Source organism: Sphaerotilus uruguayifluvii (assembly GCF_013294065.1).
GTDB lineage: Bacteria > Pseudomonadota > Gammaproteobacteria > Burkholderiales > Burkholderiaceae_C > Sphaerotilus > Sphaerotilus uruguayifluvii.
The window spans coordinates 77,925-101,862 of the sequence record NZ_JABSNM010000001.1; the positions used below are offsets into that span (position 1 = coordinate 77,925).

At 70.9% G+C, this 23,938-nt stretch carries 24 protein-coding genes; 15 read left to right on the plus strand and 9 right to left on the minus strand.

All coding sequences use genetic code 11. The annotated features are described in order from the left end of the window. The 3 genes from HNQ01_RS00340 to HNQ01_RS00350 all read right to left on the minus strand — a co-directional run. Positions 1 to 1,302, minus strand: a 1,302-nt coding sequence (locus tag HNQ01_RS00340) for a tetratricopeptide repeat protein (protein WP_173803331.1), incomplete at its 3' end; no start/stop codon positions are given. Further along, a complete protein-coding gene (locus HNQ01_RS00345; RefSeq protein WP_173803332.1) occupies positions 1,299 to 2,630 on the minus strand; it encodes an ATP-binding protein in 1,332 nt (443 codons plus the stop codon). The genes HNQ01_RS00340 and HNQ01_RS00345, both read right to left, overlap by 4 nt. An 87-nt stretch (positions 2,631 to 2,717) precedes the next feature. Then, positions 2,718 to 3,344, minus strand: a complete 627-nt coding sequence (locus HNQ01_RS00350) for a LysE family translocator (protein WP_173803333.1) — start codon at positions 3,342 to 3,344, stop codon at positions 2,718 to 2,720. A 104-nt stretch (positions 3,345 to 3,448) separates the two neighbouring features. On the opposite strand from HNQ01_RS00350, the gene HNQ01_RS00355 reads away from it, so the two are divergent. Continuing rightward, positions 3,449 to 3,901, plus strand: coding sequence for an Lrp/AsnC family transcriptional regulator (locus HNQ01_RS00355; RefSeq protein ID WP_173803671.1), 453 nt, complete (start codon positions 3,449 to 3,451; stop codon positions 3,899 to 3,901). 82 nt (positions 3,902 to 3,983) lie between these two features. Further along, positions 3,984 to 5,147, plus strand: a complete 1,164-nt coding sequence (locus tag HNQ01_RS00360) for a glycerophosphodiester phosphodiesterase (RefSeq protein ID WP_173803334.1) — start codon at positions 3,984 to 3,986, stop codon at positions 5,145 to 5,147. Here the strand turns inward: HNQ01_RS00360 and HNQ01_RS00365 are convergent. Together HNQ01_RS00365 and HNQ01_RS00370 are read right to left on the minus strand one after the other, a co-directional pair. Next, positions 5,072 to 5,989: an alpha/beta fold hydrolase gene (locus tag HNQ01_RS00365; protein ID WP_173803335.1), complete on the minus strand. Its 918-nt coding sequence runs from the start codon at positions 5,987 to 5,989 to the stop codon at positions 5,072 to 5,074. The two genes, HNQ01_RS00360 and HNQ01_RS00365, sit on opposite strands and share 76 nt — an antisense overlap. Further along, positions 5,970 to 6,950 (minus strand): M14 family zinc carboxypeptidase, encoded by a 981-nt coding sequence (locus HNQ01_RS00370; RefSeq protein ID WP_173803672.1) that lies wholly within the window; start codon positions 6,948 to 6,950, stop codon positions 5,970 to 5,972. Before HNQ01_RS00370 ends, HNQ01_RS00365 begins: the two co-directional genes overlap by 20 nt. 309 nt (positions 6,951 to 7,259) lie before the next feature. Here HNQ01_RS00370 and HNQ01_RS00375 point away from each other — a divergent pair, with 309 nt between their 5' ends. From HNQ01_RS00375 to HNQ01_RS00395, 5 genes are all read left to right on the plus strand, one after another. Beyond that, a complete protein-coding gene (locus HNQ01_RS00375) occupies positions 7,260 to 7,400 on the plus strand; it encodes a hypothetical protein (RefSeq protein WP_173803336.1) in 141 nt (46 codons plus the stop codon). A 347-nt stretch (positions 7,401 to 7,747) separates the two neighbouring features. Beyond that, a complete protein-coding gene (locus HNQ01_RS00380; RefSeq protein ID WP_173803337.1) occupies positions 7,748 to 9,208 on the plus strand; it encodes an Ada metal-binding domain-containing protein in 1,461 nt (486 codons plus the stop codon). 65 nt (positions 9,209 to 9,273) lie between these two features. Beyond that, complete coding sequence (locus HNQ01_RS00385) at positions 9,274 to 9,738, plus strand: methylated-DNA--[protein]-cysteine S-methyltransferase (protein WP_286180374.1); 465 nt, start codon at positions 9,274 to 9,276, stop codon at positions 9,736 to 9,738. A 154-nt stretch (positions 9,739 to 9,892) separates the two neighbouring features. After that, positions 9,893 to 10,780: a helix-turn-helix transcriptional regulator gene (locus HNQ01_RS00390; RefSeq protein ID WP_173803338.1), complete on the plus strand. Its 888-nt coding sequence runs from the start codon at positions 9,893 to 9,895 to the stop codon at positions 10,778 to 10,780. 167 nt (positions 10,781 to 10,947) lie between these two features. Beyond that, positions 10,948 to 11,268, plus strand: coding sequence for a BON domain-containing protein (locus tag HNQ01_RS00395; protein ID WP_173803339.1), 321 nt, complete (start codon positions 10,948 to 10,950; stop codon positions 11,266 to 11,268). Positions 11,269 to 11,328: 60 nt separating this feature from the next. Here HNQ01_RS00395 and HNQ01_RS00400 read toward each other — a convergent pair whose 3' ends face one another. Together HNQ01_RS00400 and HNQ01_RS00405 are read right to left on the minus strand one after the other, a co-directional pair. Next, positions 11,329 to 11,952: a glutathione S-transferase family protein gene (locus HNQ01_RS00400; protein WP_173803340.1), complete on the minus strand. Its 624-nt coding sequence runs from the start codon at positions 11,950 to 11,952 to the stop codon at positions 11,329 to 11,331. A 53-nt stretch (positions 11,953 to 12,005) separates the two neighbouring features. Beyond that, complete coding sequence (locus HNQ01_RS00405) at positions 12,006 to 12,284, minus strand: YkgJ family cysteine cluster protein (protein ID WP_173803341.1); 279 nt, start codon at positions 12,282 to 12,284, stop codon at positions 12,006 to 12,008. 105 nt (positions 12,285 to 12,389) lie between these two features. On the opposite strand from HNQ01_RS00405, the gene HNQ01_RS00410 reads away from it, so the two are divergent. The 5 genes from HNQ01_RS00410 (at position 12,390) to HNQ01_RS00430 (ending at position 17,250) form a co-directional block, all read left to right on the plus strand. Further along, positions 12,390 to 13,037, plus strand: a complete 648-nt coding sequence (locus HNQ01_RS00410) for a UPF0149 family protein (protein ID WP_173803342.1) — start codon at positions 12,390 to 12,392, stop codon at positions 13,035 to 13,037. 81 nt (positions 13,038 to 13,118) lie between these two features. Then, positions 13,119 to 15,116 carry a tRNA uridine-5-carboxymethylaminomethyl(34) synthesis enzyme MnmG gene (gene mnmG / locus HNQ01_RS00415; protein WP_173803343.1) on the plus strand — a complete coding sequence of 666 codons (1,998 nt, stop codon included), beginning with the start codon at positions 13,119 to 13,121 and terminating at the stop codon, positions 15,114 to 15,116. Next, positions 15,106 to 15,756, plus strand: a complete 651-nt coding sequence (rsmG, locus tag HNQ01_RS00420) for a 16S rRNA (guanine(527)-N(7))-methyltransferase RsmG (protein WP_173803674.1) — start codon at positions 15,106 to 15,108, stop codon at positions 15,754 to 15,756. Before mnmG ends, rsmG begins: the two co-directional genes overlap by 11 nt. 16 nt (positions 15,757 to 15,772) lie before the next feature. Further along, positions 15,773 to 16,387 carry a LysE family translocator gene (locus HNQ01_RS00425; protein ID WP_173803344.1) on the plus strand — a complete coding sequence of 205 codons (615 nt, stop codon included), beginning with the start codon at positions 15,773 to 15,775 and terminating at the stop codon, positions 16,385 to 16,387. 38 nt (positions 16,388 to 16,425) lie between these two features. Continuing rightward, complete coding sequence (locus HNQ01_RS00430) at positions 16,426 to 17,250, plus strand: ParA family protein (RefSeq protein ID WP_173803345.1); 825 nt, start codon at positions 16,426 to 16,428, stop codon at positions 17,248 to 17,250. Here the strand turns inward: HNQ01_RS00430 and HNQ01_RS00435 are convergent, their stop codons facing one another. Continuing rightward, the gene (locus tag HNQ01_RS00435; RefSeq protein ID WP_173803346.1) at positions 17,251 to 18,333 is read right to left on the minus strand and encodes an MBL fold metallo-hydrolase; all 1,083 of its coding nucleotides are present in this window, start codon (positions 18,331 to 18,333) and stop codon (positions 17,251 to 17,253) included. Positions 18,334 to 18,386: 53 nt separating this feature from the next. On the opposite strand from HNQ01_RS00435, the gene HNQ01_RS00440 reads away from it, so the two are divergent. Beyond that, positions 18,387 to 18,812: a MerR family transcriptional regulator gene (locus HNQ01_RS00440; protein ID WP_173803347.1), complete on the plus strand. Its 426-nt coding sequence runs from the start codon at positions 18,387 to 18,389 to the stop codon at positions 18,810 to 18,812. Then, the gene (locus HNQ01_RS00445) at positions 18,809 to 19,720 is read left to right on the plus strand and encodes a DMT family transporter (protein WP_173803348.1); all 912 of its coding nucleotides are present in this window, start codon (positions 18,809 to 18,811) and stop codon (positions 19,718 to 19,720) included. Before HNQ01_RS00440 ends, HNQ01_RS00445 begins: the two co-directional genes overlap by 4 nt. Here HNQ01_RS00445 and HNQ01_RS00450 read toward each other — a convergent pair. Next, positions 19,677 to 20,171, minus strand: coding sequence for an Lrp/AsnC family transcriptional regulator (locus tag HNQ01_RS00450; RefSeq protein WP_173803349.1), 495 nt, complete (start codon positions 20,169 to 20,171; stop codon positions 19,677 to 19,679). The genes HNQ01_RS00445 and HNQ01_RS00450 overlap by 44 nt on opposite strands. 128 nt (positions 20,172 to 20,299) lie before the next feature. Here HNQ01_RS00450 and HNQ01_RS00455 point away from each other — a divergent pair, with 128 nt between their 5' ends. Then, positions 20,300 to 23,917, plus strand: a complete 3,618-nt coding sequence (locus HNQ01_RS00455; protein ID WP_173803350.1) for an indolepyruvate ferredoxin oxidoreductase family protein — start codon at positions 20,300 to 20,302, stop codon at positions 23,915 to 23,917. The last annotated feature ends 21 nt before the right edge of the window (positions 23,918 to 23,938 follow it).

Here is a 23,938-nt window from a genome sequence, read left to right on the forward strand (position 1 = left end):
TATTCGGCCCTGCGTCACCGCCTTCGAGCGCACATCGCCCAGCCTCTCATAGACCGGCAACTCTTCTTCCAGCCGGATGCGCAGCGCCTCATCGAGTTGCCCGCGCGACTGCAGGATGTCCGCTATTCGGCCCTGCGTCACCGCCTTCGAGCGCACATCGCCCAGCCTCTCATAGACCGGCAACTCTTCTTCCAGCCGGATGCGCAGCGCCTCATCGAGCTGCCCGCGCGACTGCAGGATGTCCGCTATTCGGCCCTGTGTCACCGCCTTCGAGCGCACATCGCCCAGCCTCTCAAAGGCTGACAGCACTTCCTCCCGCAGCAGGCGCAGCGCCTCATCGAGCTGCCCGCGCGACCGCAGGATGTCTGCAATTCGGCCATGGGTCATGGCGACCTCGCGCTCGTCCGATCGACGGACCTGAATCGGAAGAATCTTCTCGCGACAGGTCTGCAAGGCCACATCGGGATCACCCAGGGAATTCTTCGCATCGGCCCAATGGATCCATGCCTCAGCCATCAGCCGGGAGTCAGCCATTCGATCAGCCAAGGGAAGAATTTCCCTTTCCACAAGATCAATGACTTGCTGACTTTCTCCTAATGAGGCCTGGAGACCCGCCAGCTCTTCAAGCAACGGCGCCCGCAAATCATCCGAAAGCGTCGAGGTGCTACTGAGCAGCGAACGGATCTCGGCCATGCGCTGATACCGCTCCTTCATGCTGCGATTATCGAAATCCGCCCGAACACGCTCTGCACTGACGAGGGAATGTCTATGGATCTCCTCCTCGGCAAAAACCGGGGCATGTACAACAAAAGCATAGACGCCACCACGCCACGCCCAGATGTCGGGGGCATGGCGCGCCACGCGGGTGATCGCCGCCTCGTTCAGCCAGAACACCAGCCGCACCCGCACCTGCACCGCCAGCCGCTCGCGCACCAGGTTGAACGACTGCCACGCCGCGTCGTCCATCCAGACGCTGGCGCCGAGCAGGTGAATCACCTCATGGTCGCGCGCGGCCTCGATCAGACGGCTTTCCTGCGCGGACACATCACCCGCCACCGGCTCATGCAGCACGACTTCGACACCGCGCAAGCCGGCGCGCTGCTGCAGTTCCCCCAGCGACGCCAGCACCCGCGCCCTCAGCCGTTCATCGCGGCAGTCGACCATCAGCAGCTGGAAGGCCGGACCATGGATCAGCGCCTTGGCCAGCCGCTGGAACTCGACGAACAGCTCGGACGGCAAGTGCGCCGCGGCCGCGAGCCGCGCCTGCTCGGCGTCGAAGATCGGCCGGGCCGGCGTGTTCACGGCGTTCCCGGCGACGCGGTGGCCTGGCGGGCCTTCACATACCCGTCCAGCCGGCGCACCACCGGATGGCTGCGCCGCCAGCTGCCGTCGTTGTATTGCAGCAGCGCCAGCCGGTAGAGTAGCTGGCGCGTGCGCTCGTCGTTGCCGCCGTGGTTCTCGTCGTGGTCGAGCTGCACCAGCAGCGGGTAATCCTCGGGCTCCAGGAAATAGCGGTAGTCGGCCGCCAGCTGCGCCAGCGCCCGCTCGACGGTGGCGGCATCGATCCGGTCGTCGGCATATTCGCAGCACAGCTTCAGCAGCCGCAGCAGCTCGCGCGGATGCCCGCCGCTGTGCTCGATCAGGCGGTGGATTTCAGCCTCGCTCGCAAACAGGCTCCGGTCGATGCGACGCAGCAGCAGCTCATGCAGCGCCGTCCAGCCCGCTTCGCACCGGCTGCCGTCGCGCTCCTGCAACTTGATCATCGGCAGCACCAGATCGGCATCGAGCTTGCCGGCGAGCTGACCGCCATATTTCAGGTGCAGCGGCGCGGTGTAGATGACGAATGCCTGGATCGACAGCAGCTGCTCGGCGTCCTGCACGAAGAAGCGCTGGGTGTCGTCGCCACGCAGCTTGTCGATGCCGTCGAGCAGAAACACCAGCCGCTCGGCCTCGCCGGCGTCCTTCAGGACGGCCTCGGCGCGCCGGATCAGCCCGTTGAAGGCCGACGCCACCGCGGTGAAATGGTTGGCAATCTCGCGGCGCCATTCGGTCTTGGTCGTGGCATTGGTCTTGGCCGCGGCGGTGAAGGTCGCCAGCAGCTTCAGCAAGCCCGGCAGACCGCCACCCGCCTCGGCCACCGTCCTGATCTCGGCGCTGAGCTCGCGTCCGTCGCTGCGTGTCGTCACGATGCGCGCCATCGCCTGCTGCAGCGGTGCCAGGTCGGCCTCGCTCAGGCGACAGCCCTTCGCGTGCAGATGGGCCACCAGCGTCTCGGCCATCGCCATCAGCGCGTCGGTGTACTGCAGGTTGTTCACGTCCAGCTTGTCCACCGCGTCGACCTCGATGACGCGGAAGCGCTTCGAGTCGTTCAGGCGCTGCGCGTACTGGCGCAGCTCGGTGGTCTTGCCGCTGCCGACATGGCCGAAGAACAGCACATGGCTCTGCCCTGGCGGAAAGAACTGGTTGGACGCCGGATCCCAGCCGATCTTGCGGGCCAGACGGGAAAACGTGCGCTCGCTGCCGCGAGCCGTCTGCGTGTCCACATACCGCGGATCACCTGCAGGCAGCGCCTCTTCATATTGAATCTTCTGCAGGACTTCGAGCAGATGTTGTGGCGGCTGATAGGGCATCGCGGACTTTCCTGGGGCGAGGGCCCATTGTAGGAACAGCACCGTTTGCTTCGGCGGTTCACGCGCGCTTCGCGGCCCGCTGGGGACCTACAAACAGGCGTGCCGCGCCAGCTGCTCGGCCAGCAGCAGCGCCGCCACCGCGATCATCGCCACGCCCGACAGGCGGCTGACCCGGCGTGCGGCCGCCGGCCGGGTGCGCAGCACCAACCGCGAGGCCACCGCCACCAGCGAATACACCACCGCGCAGTTGAGCATCTGCACCAGACCCAGCGCGCCGATCTGCAGCTCCACCGCCCAGGGCGCCTGCGCGCGGGTGAACTGCGGCAGCAGCGCCAGCATCAGCAGCAGCGCCTTCGGGTTCATGCCGCTGACCAGGAAGCCGCGCCGCACCCAGTCCTGCGCGCGCCCCGCCGCGCCCTGCCCCGCCTCGGGCACCGCCGGATGGCGGATGACCTGCGCGCCCAGCCACAGCAGATAGGCCGCGCCGGCCAGGCTCATCAGCGTCAGCAGCTCCGGGTACCGGGTCACCAGCGCGCCGACCCCGGCCGCCACCACCAGCGTGATCGCCAGATAGCCCAGCAGCATGCCGGCGATCGCCGGCGCGATGGCCCGCTCGCGCAGGCCGGCGGCGATCGCATACGCCCAGTCGGCGCCGGGCACCAGCACCAGCGAGATCGACACGGCCCAGAACGCGAGCAGCAGAGCGGCAGACATCGTGGCTTTTCCTTTCATCCTTGCCCGGGATCGTAGGAATTCCGGCCGGGAAAGTGCTGCCGATCTTTCCCGCCGCGATGCGCATCCTGAGTAGAATTTTCTTCATGGACGCGATCGACCGGAAGATTCTTGCCGAGCTGCAGCAGGACGGGCGCATTTCCGTCACCGACCTGGCGCAGAAGGTGGGCCTGAGCCTGTCGCCCTGCCACCGCCGGCTGCGCGCGCTGGAGGCCGGCGGCGTGATCACCGGCTATGCGCCGAAGATCGACGCGGCGGCGGTCGGGCTGCAGTTCTCGGCGATCGTCTTCGTCTCGCTGCGCGACACCAGCGGCGAGAGCGTGCAGGCCTTCGAGGAGGCGGTGCTGGGCGTGCAGGCGGTGATCCGCGCCGAGCGCCTGTTCGGCGACCCGGACTTCATGCTCCATGTCGTGACCCGCGACCTCGGCGCCTTCCAGCTGCTGTACGACCGCGAGCTTTCCAGGCTGCCGGGCGTGCTGCGCCTGTCGTCCACCCTGGTGATGAAGAGCATCATCGCGGACCGGCCGCTGCCGCTGTGAGCGGCCGACACGGCCGCTTCACCGCGCTGTCACCCCCGCTTTACAGAATCTCCGTCGACATCGACACGCACGGAGACTTCTCATGCGCATCCGCATCCGGATCCTGGTGGCCGCGGCCACGCTCTCGCTGCTGCAGGCCTGCGGCGGCGGCGACGACGACACCGCCCCGGCGCCCGCCGCCGCGACCTACAAGACCCTGAGCGGCGCGGCCCCGCTGGTCATCGGCCACCGCGGCGCCAGCGGCGAGCTGCCCGAGCACACGCTGGCCTCCTACGAGCGCGCGATCGCGCGCGGCGCCGACTTCATCGAGCCCGACCTGGTGCTGACCAAGGACGGCGTGATGATCGCCCGCCACGAGCCGATGCTCGACGACACCACCGACGTCGCGACCAAGTTCGACACCAGCCGCAAGACCACGAAGCTGGTCGACGGCGTCTCGACCACCGCCTACTTCGCCAGCGACTTCACGCTGGCCGAGATCAAGACGCTGCGCGCGAAGCAGGCGCGCGCCGGCCGCTCCACCGCCTTCGACGGCCTGTACGAGATCCCGACGCTGGCCGAGGTCATCAACCTGGCGCAGACCGAGGGCGCCAAGGCCGGCCGCAGCGTCGGCATCTACCCGGAGATCAAGCACTCGACCTTCCACAAGGGCCTGTTCGGCGCCAACGTCTTCGAGGACAAGCTGCTCGCCACGCTGCACCCGATCTACGGCAGCACCGCGACCGCGCCGGTCTTCATCCAGTCCTTCGAGGTCTCGAACCTGCAGTACCTGCGCACGAAGACGAAGATCCGCCTGGTGCAGCTGATCGACGCCGACGATGTGAACGACGACGGCTCGATGTCGCTGGTGGCGCCCTACCGCCAGCCCTACGACTTCGTGGTGTCGGGCGACACGCGGCTGTTCTCGGACCTGCTGACCAGCGCCGGCCTGGACTTCGTCAAGACCTACGCCGACGCGGTCGGCCCGTGGAAGCCCTATCTGGTGAAGACGGTCAACGACAAGGTCGACCGCGACGGCGACGGCAAGATCACCATCAACGACCGCCGCGTCGACGGCAGCACCGGCGTGATCGAGATGGCGCACGCCAAGGGCCTGATGGTGCACACCTGGACCTTCCGCAACGACGCCAGCGGCTACGGCTTCACCGACCCGAAGGCCGAGATGCAGTACTACATGAAGCTCGGCGTCGACGGCGTCTTCACCGACTTCCCTGGCACCGGCGTGGCGGCGGTCAAGGGGCTCTGAGCCGCGGCGGGCGCGACGGCCGGCGACGGCTGTCGCGCCAGGAAGGCCGCCGCCTCGGCGGCCACCCAGGCCGGGTCGTCCAGCGGCAGGTCGTGGCCGGCCTGCGGATGCTCGTGCAGCGGCACCCGCCAGGCCGAGGCCAGCGACCGGCTGCAGACCGGATCGACCAGCCGGTCGCCGGCGCCGGCCAGCAGCAGCACCGGCACCGGCGGCGCCTGATCGGGCGCGCGAAAGCGCGCCGCCGCCAGCAGCTGGCGCAGCGCGTTGCTGCGCCGCACCGGCCAGGCCTCCTGCCAGTCGGTCCAGCGCGCCAGCAGCGCCTTCGCGCCCGGCGAGTCGGCGGCGATGCGGCTGGTCAGCGCCAGGATCGCCGCCTCCTGCTCGGCCGGAGGCAGCAGCCCGGCCTGGCTGGCCAGCAGCGCCGGCCAGGCGCGCGGCTGCAGGCGCTGCCAGAAGCGGCTGAACGGCCGCACGCTGGTATTGACCAGCACCAGGCCGGCGATCTCGCGCGGATGGGCCTGCGCCCAGGCGATCGCGACCATCGCGCCCATCGACATCGCCAGCAGATGCAGCGGCCGCCCGGCCAGCCCGGCCTCGGCGACCTGCTCGCGCAGCGGCTCGACCATCGCCTCGATCCGGCTCGCGCTGGTCAGCAGATGCGCACGCCCGTTGCCGGGCAGATCCGGCATCAGCAGCCGGGGTGCCGCTCCGGGCCAGGCCCGGGACAGGTGGCGGTCGAAGCCGTCCCAGTGGCGCGCGTCGCGGCTCAGCCCGCGCAGCAGCACGCAGACCGGCCGGTCGCCGCGGGAAGGGAACTCATGCTCATGCCCGGGTCGATCCATCGTGTTCCGCATCATGTTCCGGATACCAGTGCGCCAGCGCCTCGCGACGGCAGCGCTCGCGCTCGATGCCCTGCGGCAGCCACAGCGCATGGCCGCTGGCCGCCCGGGTCAGGAAATCCAGCCAGCCGATGTGGCGGCGCAGCACGCGCTGCTGCCGGTGCGCGATCAGCGGGTTGAACAGGCCGTCGCGCGAGAAGAGCTGGCGCGGGTTCTTGCGCACCCACAGCCACGAGCCCATCTCCAGCGTCAGCGACAGGAAGACCGCGCGGGCGTCGCGCGCCTGCGCGCCCAGGCTCAGGTGGTCCCACAGGTCGCCGTGCGCGAGGTAGAGCCGGCTCTGCGGTTCGAAGACATAGGGGTGATGCACCTGGCTGGCATCGAGCAGCGCCTTCAGCGCATGCAGCTCCGGCAGCCATCCGATCGGCTCGCGGCGGCAGGCGTACGGAAACCAGATCCGATCATGCAGCCCGAAGCCGGAATGGCAGTCCACCGCCAGGCTGAAGGGCCGGCCGAGCAGTTCCTGCTCGACCACCTCGCACAGCGCCCGGCTCTCGGCCTGCATCGGCGCACCGGCCGGGCCGCGGTACCAGGGCAGGGCCGCGCTCAGGCGCTGGCCGCCGACCAGGAAGGGCACCCGGCCGACGGCATCCTGCGGCGCATTGCGCATCAGGTCGACGCCCTGCGGATTGGCGCGCGTGCCCAGCCACAGCCCGCCCGGATTGACCAGCGGCATGAAGACCAGCCTGAGCGACTCGAGCTGGCGCTGCTGCACCCGGTCCCAGGGCAGACGGCGCACCAGCGTGCGCAGATAGGCCAGCACCACCTCGGCACCGATGCGCTCCAGGCCGTGCACGCCGCCGAACAGGCCGACCGCCGGCGCCTGCGGATCGTCGCTGCCGAGCGTGATCACCGGCACCGGAAAGCGCCGGCCGGCCACCTCGACCTCGCAGGCGACCCGCATCCGCAGCCAGCGCCCGCCCTCGAGCACCAGCTGCTCCAGCTCGGCCAGCGCCGCCAGCTCGTAGCGCGCCGCCTGCCGATGGACCTGATCCGCTGTCGCCGTCACCCCGCCGTTCTTTCCGTGCCTGTGCTTGTGCTTGTCCCCATCCGGCCCGGATCCTCCCCGACCGGACCCTTCAGGCTAGCCGGCCGACGTGACAGCCTCGCGACAAGGCCGACCGCCGTCACCGTCCTGACATCGCCGGCCGCGACGATCGCGCTCTGGAGACCAAGTTATCCACAGCCCCTTGCCCCTTGCCGGAGACCGACGATGCGCCCGACCCGCCCCCCGATGCCGATCCGCATGCTCACCCATCCCGCGCTGATCCTGACCGGCGCGCTGCTGGCCGGCGCCTTCGAGATCGTCGCGCTGTGGAGATCGCGTCGGCTGCATCGCCGGATCTGTGGATAAGTCGAGCATTCCAGCCCTTTCCACCTCCCCCGCCCCCTGTTGGGAAGCGGTTGACGACATGGGAGGATCACGGGGAAAAGCATCATCTTTCCTGTTGACAAGCTGTGAACAACATAGGTGCATCGTGGAATTTATTCCTTCCATTTCAATGACTTGCTGGATTTTTTGCTGAATCCTCATGTCTCGCTCGGATCGCCCTGTGCACAGTTTTTCCAGGCTGGCCGATCGTGATGCCGGCGACGACGGGAATCTGTGCATAACTTTGTTGACAACTTCGCCGTGAATTGACCGGATTCAAGGTCCGGAAACGGCGAGACAGCCGGCCAGGGCTGTGGATAATCGATGCGATGCAGTCCTTTTCCACAGCCGACGCGGCCGTGCTCCACGCGGCGCTGGCCGCCCGTGATGCCCGCTTCGACGGCCGCTTCCTGGTCGGCGTGACGAGCACCGGCATCTACTGCCGGCCGGTCTGCACGGTCCGCACGCCCCGACCGGAGAACTGCCGCTTCTTCCGCCATGCCGCCCAGGCCGAATCGGCCGGCTTTCGCCCCTGCCTGCGCTGCCGCCCCGAGCTGGCGCCCGGCAGCGCCTCGATCGACGCCCCCTCGCGGCTGGCGCAGGCTGCCGCCCGCCGCATCGAGGCCGGCGAGCTCGACGGCGAGGGGGCCGGCCTGCCGGCGCTGGCCGCGCGGCTCGGCATCGGCGAACGCCATCTGCGGCGCGTGTTCCGCGAGGCCTTCGGCGTCTCGCCGATCGACTATGCGCAGACCCAGCGCCTGCTGCTGGCCAAGCGGCTGCTGGCCGACACCGCCTGGCCGGTGACCGACATCGCGATGCATGCCGGCTTCGGTAGCCTGCGCCGCTTTCACGCGCTGTTCCGCAGCCGCTACGGCCTGAGCCCCGGCCGGATGCGCCGCGGCGCAGGCAGCGGCGGCGACACGCTGCGGCTGGCGCTGGCGCTGCGGCTGCCCTTCGACTGGACGGCCTTGAGCGAGAACCTGCTGCAGCGCGCATGGCCCGGCATCGAGACCGGCGACGCCGACGGCCGGCTGCTGCGCACGCTGCGCATCGGCACGGCGCAGGGCTGGATCGCGCTGGGCCCGCCGGACCTGCAGGCAGGAACGCTGGCGCTCGAGGTCTCGGCCGGCCTGCTGCCGGTGCTGCCCCGGGTGCTCGACGCGGTGCGCCGGCTCGCCGACCTGGGCTGCGACCCGCAGGCCGTCGCGGAGCGACTCGGTCCGCTGGCCGCCGAGGCGCCAGGGCTGCGCATCCCGGGCAGCGTCGACGGCTTCGAGCTGGCGGTGCGCACGGTGCTGGAACAGCAGGTCAGCCTCGAGGCGGCACGCCTGCTCGCCGGCCGGCTGGCCGCCGCCTTCGGCGATCCGGTCGACACGCCCTGGCCCGGGCTGGATCGCCTGTTTCCGCAGGCCGAGGCACTGGCCGGCCTGGACGTCGACACCCTGGCCGGCCGGGTGCGTCTGCCCCGGCGGCGCGCCGCCACGCTGATCCGGCTGGCCGACGAGCTCGCGAGCGCACGGCTCGACCTCGGCCCCAGCGCCGATCCGGACGCGACGATCGCGCGGCTGCAGGAACTGCCCGGCATCGGCCCCTGGACGGCCCATTGCATCGCGATGCGCGCGCTCGACTGGCCCGACGCCTGGCCGGAAGGCGACCGGGTGCTGGGCCGGATGCTCGGCGACGTCCCGGCCGCCGAAGCCCGGCGCCGCGCCGAGGCCTGGCGCCCGTGGCGCAGCTACGCGGCCCAGCATCTCTGGCGACAAGCCTCGCTCCCGCCTCGAAGACCATGAAGATCTCCATGCCATCCGAAATTTTCTGCCGCCTGTCAACCCCTCTGGGCGAGATGATTCTTGCAATGCGGGCCGATGCGCAGGAGCAGGGGCCGGCGCTGTCCGGCGCCTGGTTCGTCGGCCAGCGCCATTTCGACGGCCCGGCGCCGCACTGGATCGCCGACGAGCGGCACCCGCTGCTGCGCGAGGCCGCCGCCCAGATCCTCGACTGGCATGGCGGGCGGCGGCAGCACTTCTCGCTGCCGATCGCGCCGCAGGGCAGCGCCTTCCAGCAGCAGGTCTGGCGTGCTCTTGCCGAAATTCCTTTCGGCACGACAAGGACTTACGGTGAACTGGCGGCTGCGCTGGGCCGCCCGGCGGCCGCCCGGGCGGTCGGCGCCGCCACCGGTCGCAACCCGCTGTCGCTGATCGTTCCCTGCCACCGTCTGGTCGGCCGCGACGGTGCGCTGACCGGCTATGCCGGCGGCCTGGAACGCAAGCGAGCGCTGCTGGACTTCGAGCGCCAGCGCGGCCATCGGCCAGACGCATGAGGCCTCGGGTCAGGCAGGGATTGATACATATAGTTACTAAATCAGAAGAGCAGAACGTAACCGATAAACAACGATTCAGTCTGCCCGGACGAATCATCAATAATTCGGCGTTTTCTTTGTCTGGCATGATCCCTGTCCTGCCTGAAAACTGCCGATGAACGACTGCCTCGACGCCCTGCTGGCCCGATTTCCGCTGCAAGCCGGCCCGACCCAGCCTCTGCCGCTCGCCCGCGGTGCGATCTCGCTGCCGATGCGCCAGGCGCCGCCGTACCGGGGACGGCTGCACCTGCTGCTGCGCGGTCCGCTGCAGATCGAGGGCGAGGGCACAGACCGCGAGCGGCTGCCGCGCGAACAGTGGCTGCAGCCGGCACTGATCTGGCTGCCTGGCCCGGGCCGGCAGCGCCTGACGCCGATGAGCGAACAGGGGGCGACGGTGCTGGATGCCGAGGTCGATCTCGGCCCGCCGGAGCTGACGCCGCTGGTCGACGCGCTGCCGGCACGGCTGGTGCTGGCGCGGCGCGACCTGCCCGCACCGATGGCGGCGACGCTGGCCCTGATCGTCGCGGAGTTCGAGGCGGGGGGCAGCGCGCATGCGGCGGTCATGCCGAGGCTGGTCGAGGTGCTGCTGCTGCAGTGGCTGCGCCACCGGGTCGAGCTGGCGCGCGGCACACGCGCCGGCCTGCTGGCCGGCCTGGCCGATCCGGCGCTGGCATCGGTGCTCGACGCCATCCATCGCTCGCCGCAGCAGCCCTGGACGCTGGCCACGCTGGCGCAGCAGGCCGGCCTGTCTCGCACCGCGCTGGCCGCACGCTTCACCGACACCGTCGGCCTGCCGCCAGGCGACTACCTGATCGACTGGCGGCTGCGCTGCGCCCGACTGGCACTGCGCCAGGGCCTGGGCGTGGCGGAGGTCGCCGCGCGCGTCGGCTACAGCTCGGCCGCGGCACTGACGCACGTCTTCTCGCAGCGGCTCGGCATCTCGCCGGCGCGCTGGCGGCGACAGCAGCAGGCCGCTGCGCCAGTCGCTCATTCAGCATGCTGAATCTTTTTGTGCAGCCCACGCAAACCTGCGTAAAGCTGCGGAACATCGTGGCGGGAGGTCCACACCAACAGGCATCTCGACGCTGAGACATCCATTCCGCTCCCCGACCTGACCGTCTTCCGGCAGGTCGCTGGCGGATCCACCAGGAACCCTGCTTGGAGTCCAGAATGAACACGACCGCTCTGCTGAAGACCCTGTCCGCCATCGCCCTGACCAGCGCACTGGCCCTGCCCGCCGCCCACGCCGCCCACGCCGCACCGTCGGCCGACGAGGCCGCACTGGCCGGCCGAGTGCAGACTGCGCTGCTGCAGGACAGTCATCTGGTCAAGCCCGAGATCACCGTCGAGGTCCAGCCCGGCGGACGCGTGCACCTGACCGGCTGGGTGCACAACACCGACGACATCAACGAGGCCATGCTGGCCGCGAAGCAGGTCGCGGGCGTCAGCTCGGTGACCGCCTTCCTGCGTTCGTGGACGACGAACGACTGACGTCCGCGGCAACTGCCGCATCGGTTTCGGCGGCCGGGCCTGCCGGCGCGGCTCGGCGTCTCACATGCCTGCCCTGGCGCTCGGCCGTGCGGCGACCCGGTCGCGCCAGGCCTGCAGGTTCGGCAGCCCCTGCTCGCCCGGCTGCCAGCGCATCAGCCCGCGCGCGAACTCCACCGCGCAGAAGGCGGTGATGTCGGCGATGCTGAAGCGGTCGCCGGCCCACCACGGGCGGGTGGCCAGCGCGGCATCGAAGACTGCGGCGAACTCGTTCAGCTTGCCGGCCTGCGAGGCGGCGAAGTCCGGGAACTGCGGCTGCTCCAGCGGCGCCAGGCCCGGGTGACCGTGGCGGATCCAGTTCGCGATCGGCAGCAGCAGGTGGAACTCGGCGCGGCGGTCGTGCATCTCGATGAAGGCGCGTTCGTCGGCGTCGACGCCCATCAGGTTCGGCTCGGGGTGACGGCCCTCGATCCAGGCGCAGATCGCGCGCGTCTCGCCGAGGCAGCGGCCGTCGTCGAGCTCGAGCACCGGCACGCGGCCGAAGGGGCTGCGCGCCAGCAGCTCGCCCGCGCGATTGGCGACGCCGTCGAGCGCGACCTCGACCGTCTCGATCTCCAGCCCCTTCTCGGCCAGGAACATGTGGACGCGGCGCGGATTGGGCGCGCGGCGGGTGGTGTGCAGTCTCATCGCGTGTCTCCTCGGTTCGGACCGGACAAGCATGAGGGCCGCTCCAGCCCGCGTCAGTCCGCTGCGCGACGCCCGGGCGGCGGACAGGTCTGGTCCTCCAGATGCCCCAGCCAGCGCAGCGCCTGCTCGCGGCTGTCGCCGCACATGTCCTCGCTCGGCTGCAGGCCGCCGCAGACGGCCGGACGCTCCGGCCGCCCGAACAGGCGGCAGCGCAGTTCCTCGTCGAGCTGCACGCAGGGCACGCCTGCGGGCTTGCCTTGCGGCATGCCGGGAATCGGACTGGAGATCGAGGGCGCGATGCAGCAGGCGGCGCAGCGGGAACGGCATTCCATGGTGGCCTGATCGTGCCACACTGCGACCCGTCCCTGCGCGGCGTCCCTTCCGGGCGGAAGGTCGCCGCCGCCCATCTTTCCACGTGACAGCCGGAGTCGTTCCACGTGAAACTGCCCCAGTACAACCCCGCCATCGACAATCCCGCGCTGACCGAGGAGGACATGGACGAGCTCGACGAGCTGCTGTCGTGCATCACCGCGGACGACGCGATCACCGACATGGAAAGCCTCGACGGCTACCTGACCGCGCTGCTGCTGGCGCCCGCGCTGCCCGACGCCAATGTCTGGATCCCGCGGGTCTGGGGCAGCGACGATCCGGAGAAGGCGCCCTTCGGCAGCGGCAAGCAGACGAAGAAGGTCGCGCAGTCGGTGCTGCGCCATCTCGCGTCGATCGACCGCCAGCTGCGCGCCGATCCGGACGGCCTGGAGCCGCTGTTCGGCATCGCCGAGGTCGAGGCCGAGGACAGCGAGGAGATCCAGGAAATCGTCGACGCCGAGCTGTGGTGCATCGGCTTCCTGCAAGGCACCGCGATGGCGCCGGACTACTGGAACCGCGTCTTCGACGACGCCGAGCTGGCCGATGCGCTGACGCCGATCGTGCTGCTCGGCACCGATCCGGAAACGCTGACGCCGCAGCAGCAGGAGCTGGTCGGCTCGCCGGAAGGCCGCGACACGCTGAGCCGCCAGGTGCCCGAGGCGATCACCGAGCTGGCGCGCCATCCGATGCGCAGCCCCGATTCCACCCGCCCTTGATGCTGACGCGGAACGCGGTCAAACCTAGAATAGAAGGTTTGTCCGCGCGCCCCGCGCGGGCCCCATCTCAGGGAGCCCGTGATGCTCTACCCCCAGGAATTTGACGTCATCGTCGTCGGCGGCGGCCACGCCGGCACCGAGGCGGCACTGGCCGCAGCCCGCATGGGCTGCGCCACGCTGCTGCTGACCCACAACATCGAGACCCTCGGCCAGATGAGCTGCAATCCGTCGATCGGCGGGATCGGCAAGGGTCATCTGGTCAAGGAGGTCGACGCGCTCGGCGGCGCGATGGCGCTGGCCACCGACGAGGGCGGCATCCAGTTCCGCATCCTCAACTCGAGCAAGGGCCCGGCCGTGCGCGCCACCCGCGCGCAGGCCGACCGCATCCTCTACAAGGCCGCGATCCGCCGCCAGCTGGAGAACCAGCCCAACCTGTCGATCTTCCAGCAGGCGGTCGACGACCTGATGGTCGAGGGCGATGGCGAGGGCGCGCGCGTCGTCGGTGCGGTCACGCAGATCGGCATCCGCTTCAAGGCGCGGGCGGTCGTGCTGACCGCCGGCACCTTCCTGGACGGCAAGGTGCATGTCGGCCTGCAGAACCACCCGGCCGGCCGCGCGGGCGACCCGCCGGCGGTGAGCCTCTCAAGCCGGCTGAAGGAGCTGAAGCTGCCGCAGGGCCGGCTCAAGACCGGCACGCCGCCGCGCATCGACGGCCGCTCGATCGACTTCTCGAAGTGCGAGGAGCAGCCCGGCGACCTCGACCCGGTGCCGGTGTTCAGCTTCCTCGGCTCGGCCGACCAGCATCCGCGCCAGGTGCCGTGCTGGATCACGCACACCAACCTGCGCACGCACGAGATCCTGCGCAGCGGCTTCGACCGCAGCCCGATGTTCACCGGCGTGATCGAAGGCGTGGGCCCGCGCTACTGCCCGTCGATCGAGGACAAGATCAACCGCTTCGCCGACAAGGACTCGCACCAGATCTTCCTGGAGCCCGAGAGCCTGACGACGACCGAGTTCTATCCGAACGGCGTCTCGACCTCGCTGCCCTTCGACGTGCAGCTGGCGGCCATCCGTTCGATGCCGGGCCTGGAGAACGCCTACATCACCCGCCCCGGCTACGCGATCGAGTACGACTACTTCGACCCGCGCGAGCTGCAGTCGACCTTCGAGACGAAGGCGATCCGCGGCCTCTATTTCGCCGGCCAGATCAACGGCACCACCGGCTACGAGGAAGCCGCCGCGCAGGGCCTGTTCGCCGGCGTCAACGCCGCGCTGCAGGTGCGCGAGCAGGGCCCCTTCACGCTGCGCCGCGACCAGGCCTATCTGGGCGTGATGGTCGACGACCTGATCACCAAGGGCGTGACCGAGCCCTACCGCATGTTCACCAGCCGCGCCGAGTTCCGGCTGCAGCTGCGCGAGGACAACGCCGACCTGCGCCTGACCGAGCTGGGCCGTGCCATCGGCCTGATCGACGACGTCCGCTGGGACGCCTTCAACCGCAAGCGCGACGCCATCGCCCGCGAGAGCGAGCGGCTGAAGTCGACCTGGGTCTTCCCGGCCATCCTGCCGGCCGAGGAGGCCGAGCCGCTGCTGGGCAAGGCGATCGAGCGCGAATACAGCCTGGCCGACCTGCTGCGCCGCCCCGGCATCACGCACGACACGCTGTCGGCGCTGATGCAGGCCACCGAGCGCCACCGCACGACGCCCGCCCCCGAATTGATGATTTCACGTGAAACGCTGCGGACCCAGCTCGGTGCGACGCTGGCCGACGCGGTGATCGAGCAGGTCGAGATCGCCACCAAGTACGCCGGCTACATCGACAAGCAGAACGACGAGGTGCAGCGCGCCAGCCAGTACGAGCACCTGAAGCTGCCGCCCGAGCTGGACTATGCCCAGGTCACCGCGCTGTCCTTCGAGGTCCGCCAGAAGCTCGACCGCCATCGCCCGGAAACGCTGGGCCAGGCCTCGCGCATCTCCGGCGTCACGCCGGCAGCCATCTCGCTGCTGCTGGTCCATCTGAAGAAGAACCGCTTCCGCGGCTTCACCCCCCAAGGAGCTGGCGATGTCGATGCGGCCTGAACTGCGACCTGAACTGCTGCGCGGCGCCGAGGCGCTCGGCTGCACGCTCGACGAGGCCCAGGCCGATTGCCTGCTCGGCTACCTGGACCTGATGGCGCGCTGGAACAAGGTCTACAACCTGACCGCGCTGCGCGACCCGGCGCAGATGCTGACCCACCACCTGCTCGACAGCCTGGCGGTGGTCGCGCCGCTGCAGCGCCACCGCGCGCAGGCGGCCGGCGCGGACACGCTGCTGGACGTCGGCAGCGGCGGCGGCCTGCCCGGCGTGGTGCTGGCGGCCACCGATGCGGCGCTGAAGGTGACCTGCGTCGACGCGGTGCAGAAGAAGGCGACCTTCGTGCGCCAGGTCGCCGCCGAGCTGCGCCTGCCCAACCTGCAGGCGCTGCACGCGCGCGTCGAGACGATCACGACGCAGCGCTGGCCGGTCATCACCGCACGCGCCTTCGCCTCGCTGCCCGACATCGTCGCGCTCACCCGGCCGCTGCTGGCCGAGGGCGGCGTCTGGATGGCGATGAAGGGCCAGCATCCGGCCGACGAGATCGCCGCGCTGCCGGCGGACATCGAGGTCTTCGCGATCGAGCCGCTGACGGTGCCGGGCCTCGGCGCCGAGCGCTGCATCGTCTGGATGCGGCCGCGCTGAGCGGCCGAGCCTCGCCATGCACGGCATCGCCGACTTCTGGGCCTTCTGCGCCGCCATCGTCGTCTTCCTGGCGCTGCCGGGGCCGGGCACCTTCGCGCTGCTGGGCGCGACCTCCCGGGGCGGACTGCGCGCCGGCGCGGCCGCCACCCTCGGCCTGATCCTCGGCGACCAGATCCTGCTGTGGCTGGCGGTGGCCGGCGTGGCAGCGGTGCTGGCGGCGCATCCGGCCTGGTTCGAAGCGATCCGCTGGGCCGGCGCCGGCTACCTCGGCTGGATCGGCTGGAAGCTGCTGCGAGCCCGCGCGGGCGAAAGCGCCAGCCCGGTCGAGATCACGCCCGGCCGCTACCTGCGCCAGGCGCTGCTGATCACCGTGCTGAACCCGAAGGCCATCGTGTTCTACATGGCCTTCTTCCCGCTCTTCATCGATCCGGCCCGCCACCAGGGCCTGCCGACCTACGCGGCGATGGCGCTGACGATCGCGCTGATCACCGCCGTCTGGTGCCTGACGCTGTGCACCTTCGCCGAGCGCATCGCCGCGCAGGTGCGCGCGCACGCGCGCGTCGGACTGGCCTTGCAGCGCCTCGCCGGCCTGTGCATGATCGGCTTCGGCCTGCGCCTGCTGCGCAGCTGAGCCGCCAAGAGAAACACCCCCTCCCCTTTCCACGACCCATGGCACGCATCTTCTGCATCGCGAACCAGAAAGGTGGCGTCGGCAAGACGACCACCACCGTCAATCTGGCCGCCGGTCTGGTCCGGATCGGCCAGCGCGTGCTGGTGGTCGACCTCGACCCGCAGGGCAACACCACGATGGGCTCGGGCCTGGACAAGCGCGCGCTCGAAGCGACCGTCTATGACGTGCTGATCGGCGCGGCGCCTGCCGCCGACGCGATCCAGCATGTCGAACGGGTCGGCTACGACGTGCTCGGCGCCAACCGCGAGCTCGCCGGCGCCGAGGTCGAGCTGGTCGAGATCGATCAGCGCGACCGCCGGCTCAAGCTCGCGCTGGCCGAGATCCAGGACGACTACGACTTCATCCTGATCGACTGCCCGCCCTCGCTGAGCCTGCTGACCCTCAACGGCCTGACCTGCGCGCACGGCGTGATCGTGCCGATGCAGTGCGAGTACTTCGCGCTGGAAGGCCTGTCGGACCTGGTCAACTCGATCAAGCAGGTCCACGCCAACCTGAACCGCGAGCTGCACCTGATCGGCCTGCTGCGGGTGATGTTCGACCCGCGCATGACGCTGCAGCAGCAGGTCAGCGAGCAGCTGCAGGCGCACTTCGGCGACAAGGTCTTCAAGACCATCATCCCGCGCAACGTGCGCCTGGCCGAGGCGCCGAGCTACGGCCTGCCCGGCGTGATCTTCGATCCGACCGCCAAGGGCTCGGTCGCCTTCATCGAGTTCGCGCGCGAGATGGTCGAGCGCGTCGGCGTGCAGGCCGCGGTGGCCAAGGCCGGCGCGACGCCCGCCGCCCCCGCTCGCCGCAAGGCCTGATCAGGCCGGCACGAAGCGCCAGACGCCGTCGGCGCCGCGCAGCCGGCGCAGGTCGCCCGACAGCCACAGCGCATGCAGATGCGCGATCGCCTCGCCCATCGCGAAGGTGGTCTGGTGCAGGTCGAGCGCACGCTGGAACAGCACCGGCAGGATGTCGGAGGCCGAGCACGGCGCCTGCGCGCAGGCGCGCAGCACGTCGGCCAGCCTCGCCTCGTGGTGCTGCTGCAGCTGCGCGATGCGCTCGTGCAGGCCGCGGAAGGGCTTGCCGTGCGAGGGCAGCACCAGCGTCTGCGCCGGCAGCCGGCGCATGCGCTCCAGCGAGGCCAGGTAGAGCGGCAGCGGATCGGCCTCGGGCTCCAGGTCGATCACGCTGACATTCGTCGAGATGCGCGGCAGCACCATGTCGCCGGAGATCAGCAGGCCCAGCGCCTCGCAGTGCAGGCTGATGTGCTCGGGCGAGTGGCCGTGGCCGGCGTGGCAGGTCCAGACATGCTCGCCGATGCGCAGCGCCTGGCCGTCCATCAGCCGGCGGAACTGGCCCGGCACCTCCGGCACCATGCTGCCGTAGTAGTTGCCGCGCTCGCGCACCTTCTTCTGCGCGACCGGATCGACCAGGCCGTGGCTGCCGAAGAAGGCCGCCGCCGCCTCGCCGCCGAAGCCGGTGGTCTGGCGCGAGGCGGTGCGCGCGGCGTTCCAGTCGGTGGCGCTGATCCACAGCCGGCAGGGCTGCTCGGGCGTGCTCCAGCGCTCGGTGATCCAGTGCGCCAGGCCGATGTGGTCCGGGTGCATGTGGGTGACGATGACCCGCAGCACCGGCAGGCCGTCGAGCCCCTCGGCGAAGATCTGCTCCCAGGCCTGGCGGGTCACGTCGCTGGTGATGCCGCAGTCGACCACCGCCCAGCCCTCGCGGCCGTCGGGACCGGCCTCGCGGTCGCGCAGCAGCCACAGGTTGATGTGGTCCAGCGCGAAGGGCAGGCCCATGCGCACCCAGCGCACGCCCGGCGCGATCTCCAGCGTCGTGCCGGTGGCCGGCAGCTGGTCGCCGAAGGGATAGGAGAGCTGATGTTCCAGCGGATTGGCCATGGAGAACTCCGGGCTAGACTATGACTTACGTTAACGTCAACGGCAGTGTATCCATGACCTCCCCCGCCCGAGATGTCGCGCCGGCGACTTACACCATCAGCGAGCTGGCCGCCGAGTTCGACATCACCCCGCGCGCGATCCGCTTCTACGAGGACATGGGCCTGCTGGACCCGGCGCGCGACGGCCGCAACCGCGTCTACTCGGTGCGCGACCGCACCCGGCTGAAGCTCACGCTGCGCGGCAAGCGCCTGGGCCTGAGCCTGCAGGAGATCCGCCAGCTGGTGGACATGTACGAGTCGCCCTCGGACACGGTGCAGCAGCTCACCGCCTTTCTCGCCATCCTGCAGACCCACCGCGACCAGCTCACGCAGCAGCTCGAGGACATCCGGGTCACGCTCGAGGAGATCGAGCAGCACGAGGAGCGCGCCCGCTCGCTGCTGGCCGAGGCCAGCCGCCACGAGCCGGGCGTGCCCGGATGAAGCCGCGCGACCTGCTCGACCTGACCTTGCTGGCCGCGCTCTGGGGCGGCTCCTTCCTGTTCATGCGCTATGCGGTGCCGCATTTCGGCGTGGTGCCGCTGATCTGGCTGCGCGTGGCGCTGGCCATCGTCTGCCTGCTGCCGCTGCTGCTGATGAAGGGGCAGCTCGGCGCGCTGCGCGAGCGCGCCGGCGCCGTGGCGGTGATGGGCCTGTTCAACTCCGGCCTGCCCTTCCTGCTGATCGCCTGGGCCACGCTGTCGATCACCGCCGGCCTGGCGTCGATCATGAACGCGATGACGCCGGTCTTCACCGCAGTGATCGGCGCGCTCTGGCTCGGCGACCGACTGGAGCCGCGCCGTGCGTTCGGGCTGGTGCTGGGCCTGGCCGGCGTGGCGCTGCTGGCGGCCGACAAGGCCGATTTCCGCCCCGGCGGCTCGGGCTGGGCGATCGTGGCGATGCTGCTGGCCACCGTCTGCTACGGCTTCGCGGCCAACCACACCCGCCGCCACCTGCAGGGCGTGCCGGCGCTGGTCAATGCCGCGGGCACGCAGATCGTGTCGGCGCTGGTGCTGCTGCCGCCGGCGCTGTGGAGCTGGCCGGACCACCTGCCCGGCCTCGGCCCCTGGCTGGCCGTGCTGGTGCTGGGCGTGGCCTGCTCGGCGCTGGCCTATCTGCTGTTCTTCCGGCTGATCGCCAACGTGGGCGCCGGCCGGGCGGTCACGGTGACCTTCCTGGTGCCGGTGTTCGGCACGCTGTGGGGCGCCCTCTTCCTGGGCGAGCCGGTCACCGCGTCGATGCTGGCCGGCGGCGCCGTGGTGCTGCTGGGCACCGGGCTGGCCACCGGCGTGATCGGCGGCCGGGCACTCAAGCCGCCGGCACCTCGACCGGCAGCCGCGCCTGCGCCTTGATCTCGCGCAGCACCACGCTCGAGCGCACATGGGTCACGCCGGGCAGGCGGAACATGGTGTCGTGCAGGAAGCGCTCGTAGGTCTTGATGTCCGACACCAGCACCCGCAGCACATAGTCGCTCTGGCCGGTGGTGCTGTAGCCGCTGACGATCTGCGGGCAGGCGGCCACCGCGCGCTCGAAGCGCTGCACCGTCTCCTCGGTGTGCGGCGCCAGATTCACCTCGGCGATCACGCACAGCGACAGCCCCGCCTTCTCGCGGTCGACCGTGACGGTGTAGCCGGTGACCACGCCGCGCGCCTCCAGCTCGCGCAGCCGCTTCCAGCACGAGGTCGAGGACATGCCGACCCGCTCGGCGATCTGCGCCACCGACTGGCGCGAGTCGCGCTGCAGCTCGTTGAGGATCAGCGCGTCGCGCCGATCCAGCCTGTCAGGGTGATCCGGACTGTCCATTCATCGCTCTCCGCAGCAATCGGAATGCCTGTTCTCGAATTGGCGATCCTGCGCGAAACGAAAGAACGACGCTACCGGCATCGATCCCTAGAGTCATCCGGCATCAGGACAAGAACCGGAGACCTGCGATGAACGCCCCTTTGCCCGCGCACGCGCTGCTGCGCCCCGAGGTCCGGCTGGAGGACGCGCTGCTGGCGCGCGGCGGCACGGTGCTGCTCAGCGGCACGCAGGCGCTGGTGCGGCTGCCACTGATGCAGCGCGCGCTCGACGCCGCCGCCGGCCTGGGCACGGGTGGCTTCGTCAGCGGCTACCGCGGCTCGCCGCTCGGCCAGGTGGACCAGCAGGTCTGGAAGGCGAAGGCGGCCTATGACGCGGCCGGCGTGCGCTTCCTGCCTGCCATCAACGAGGAGCTGGCCGCCACCGCGGTGCTGGGCACGCAGCGCGTCGAGGCCGATCAGCAGCGCGAGGTCGACGGCGTGTTCGCGCTCTGGTACGGCAAGGGGCCCGGCGTGGACCGCGCCGGCGACGCGCTGCACCACGGCAATGCCTACGGCGCCTCGCCGCATGGCGGCGTGCTGGTCGTGGCCGGCGACGACCACGGCTGCGTGTCCTCGTCGATGCCGCACCAGAGCGACCGCGTCTTCCAGGCCTGGCGGATGCCGGTGCTGTCGCCCGCCAACCTCGCCGAGCTGATCGAGTTCGGCCTGCACGGCTGGGCGCTGTCGCGCTTCTCGGGCGCCTGGGTCGGGATGACGGCGCTCTCCGAGGTGGTCGAGAGCAGCGCCACCGTCGATCTGGACGCCATCGCCCGCGCCGCGGCGCGCTGGCAGGCCGCCGAGGCGGTGCGCGCGCAGACCGGCTTCGTGCCGCCGGCCGACGGCCTGCACTACCGCTGGCCCGACCTGCCCTCGCTGGCGATCGAGCAGCGCCTGCACGCCAAGCTCGACGCGGTGCGCGCCTTCGCGCGCGTCAATCCGGTCGACCGCATGGTGATCGAGTCGGCGCAGGCCACGGTCGGCATCGTCACCGTCGGCAAGGCACATGCGGATCTGATGGAGGTGCTGCGCCGGCTCGAGCTGTCGCCGGCGCAGCTCGCCGCGGCCGGCGTGCGGCTCTACAAGGTGGGCCTGAGCTGGCCGGTCGAGCCCACGCGGCTGCGCGCCTTCGCGCAGGGCCTGCGCGAGATCCTGGTCGTCGAGGAGAAGGCGCCGATCGTCGAGGAGCAGCTGCGCGAGCTGCTCTACGCCGCGCCCGCCGACGCCCGGCCGGCGCTGATCGGCAAGCGTGACCGCAGCGGCGCGCCGCTGCTGAGCGAGCTGGGCGAGCTGCGCCCCTCCCGGCTGATCGAGCCGGTCGCGGCCTGGCTGGCGGCGCATGACGCGCGGCTGGACCGCCGCGCCCTCGTCGTCGACTTCACCGTGCCGCGCCTGCCCGCCGGCGCCCCCGAGGCACCGCGGCGCGCGCCGTGGTTCTGCGCCGGCTGCCCGCACAACCTCTCGACCAAGGTACCCGAGGGCTCGCGGGCGCAGGCCGGCATCGGCTGCCACTTCATGGCGAGCTGGATGGACCGCGACACCGAGGGCCTGATCCAGATGGGCGGCGAAGGCGTCGACTGGGTCTCGCACGCGATGTTCACCCGCGAGCCGCATGTCTTCCAGAACCTCGGCGACGGCACCTACTACCACTCCGGCTATCTCGCGATCCGCCAGGCGGTGGCGGCGAAAGCGACGCTGACCTACAAGATCCTGTTCAACGACGCGGTGGCGATGACCGGCGGCCAGCCGGTCGACGGCGTCACCAGCCCGGACCGCATCGCCCGTCAGGTCGAGGCCGAGGGCGTGGTGCGCATCGCGCTGCTCAGCGACGACATCGGCCGGTACGACGGCCAGCGCGAGCGCTTTCCCGCCGGCACCACCTTCCACGACCGCGACGCGCTCGACGCGGTGCAGCGCGAGCTGCGCGCCACGAAGGGCGTGACGGTGCTGATCTACGAGCAGACCTGCGCGGCCGAGAAGCGCCGCCGGCGCCGCAAGGGGGCGATGGACACGCCGGCGCGGCGGCTGCACATCCACCCCGGCGTCTGCGAGGGCTGCGGCGACTGCAGCGCGCAGTCCAACTGCGTCGCGGTGCAGCCGATCGACACGCCGATGGGCCGCAAGCGCCGCATCGACGCCTCGGCCTGCAACCTCGACGAATCCTGCGCCAAGGGCTTCTGCCCGAGCTTCGTCGGCCTGGTGGGCGCCACGCCCCGGCGACGCAGCGGCGCGCTGACCGGCGCCACCGGCGCGGGCAGCGACTTCCGCCGCCGGGTCGAGGCGCTGCCCGCGCCCGCGCGGCCCGACACGCTGGACGAGGCGCCCTGGGACCTGCTGGTCACCGGGGTGGGCGGCACCGGCGTCATCACCGTGGGCATGCTGATCGCGATGGCGGCGCATCTGGAGGGCCGCGCGGCCAGCGTGCTCGACTTCATGGGCTTCGCGCAGAAGGGCGGTGCGGTGCTGAGCTTCGTGCGCCTGGCCGACCGGCCCGAGCTGCTGCACCCGGTGCGCATCGACGCGCAGCAGGCCGACGCGCTGCTGGCCTGCGATCTGGTGGTCGGCGCCTCGCCCGAGGCGCTGCAGACGCTGCGCCACGGCCGCACCCGCGTGGTGGCCAACCGGCATGAGACGCCGGTCGCCGCCTCGATGCACCAGCCCGACGCGCAGGTGCCGGTGGCCGACCTGTGCCTGCGCCTGGAGCGGGCCGCCGGCGCCGACCGGCTCGACACGCTCGACGCGCAGCAGCTCGCCGAGGCCTTCCTGGGCGACACGATCGTCTCCAACATCGTCGCGCTGGGCTTTGCCTGGCAGCGCGGGCTGGTGCCGGTGGGCCTGGCGGCGCTGGAGCGCGCGATCGAGCTCAACGGCGTCGCGGTCGAGGCCAACCGGGCGGCCTTCGCGCTGGGCCGGCTGGCCGCGGGCGACGCCGAGGGCTGCCGCGCGCTGCTGGACACGGCCACCGCGGCGCTGGCGTCCGCCGGAGCGGCCGCCGAGACGCTCGATGCGCTGCTCGCCCGCGGCACCGCACACCTGAGCGCCTACCAGGACGCCGCATGGGCCGCACGCTGGCGCGAGCGCGTCGAGCAGGTGCGCGCCTTCGAGGCCGCCCTGCCCTCGCCCGGCAGCGACGCTCCCGCCGACCTGGCGCTGACGCGCACCGTCGCCACCCAGCTGCTGCGCCTGATGAGCGTGAAGGACGAATACGAGGTCGCGCGGCTGCTGAGCGATCCGGCCTTCCTCGACAGCCTGAAGGCGCAGTACGAGGGCGACTGGCGGCTGGAGTTCCATCTGGCACCGCCGTGGCTGGGCACGAAAAAGCGCCGCTTCGACGCACGCTGGATGCAGCCGCTGCTGCGGCTGCTGGCGCACGGCCGAGCCTGGCGCGGCCGCTGGTTCGACCCCTTCGGCCACAGCGCCGAGCGCCGGGGCGAGCGCGTGCTGCTCGCCGCCTACGAGGCGCGGGTGGACGAACTGATCGAGGCGCTGCGCCAGGACGCCGCGCCGGCCAGGCGCCGGCTGGCGCAGCAGATCGCCGCGGTGCCGGCGACGATCCGCGGCTACGGCCATGTGCGCCAGCGCCACCAGGAAACCGCCCTGGCGCAGGAGGCCGAGCTGCTGCACCGGCTCGACCCGGCGCGCCACCCCAGGCCGGCCGGCGGCGCGCAGGCCGGGCAGTTCCGGGGGATCGCGATCAGCGCGACGCGATGAACCCACGCCGGGCCGCGCACA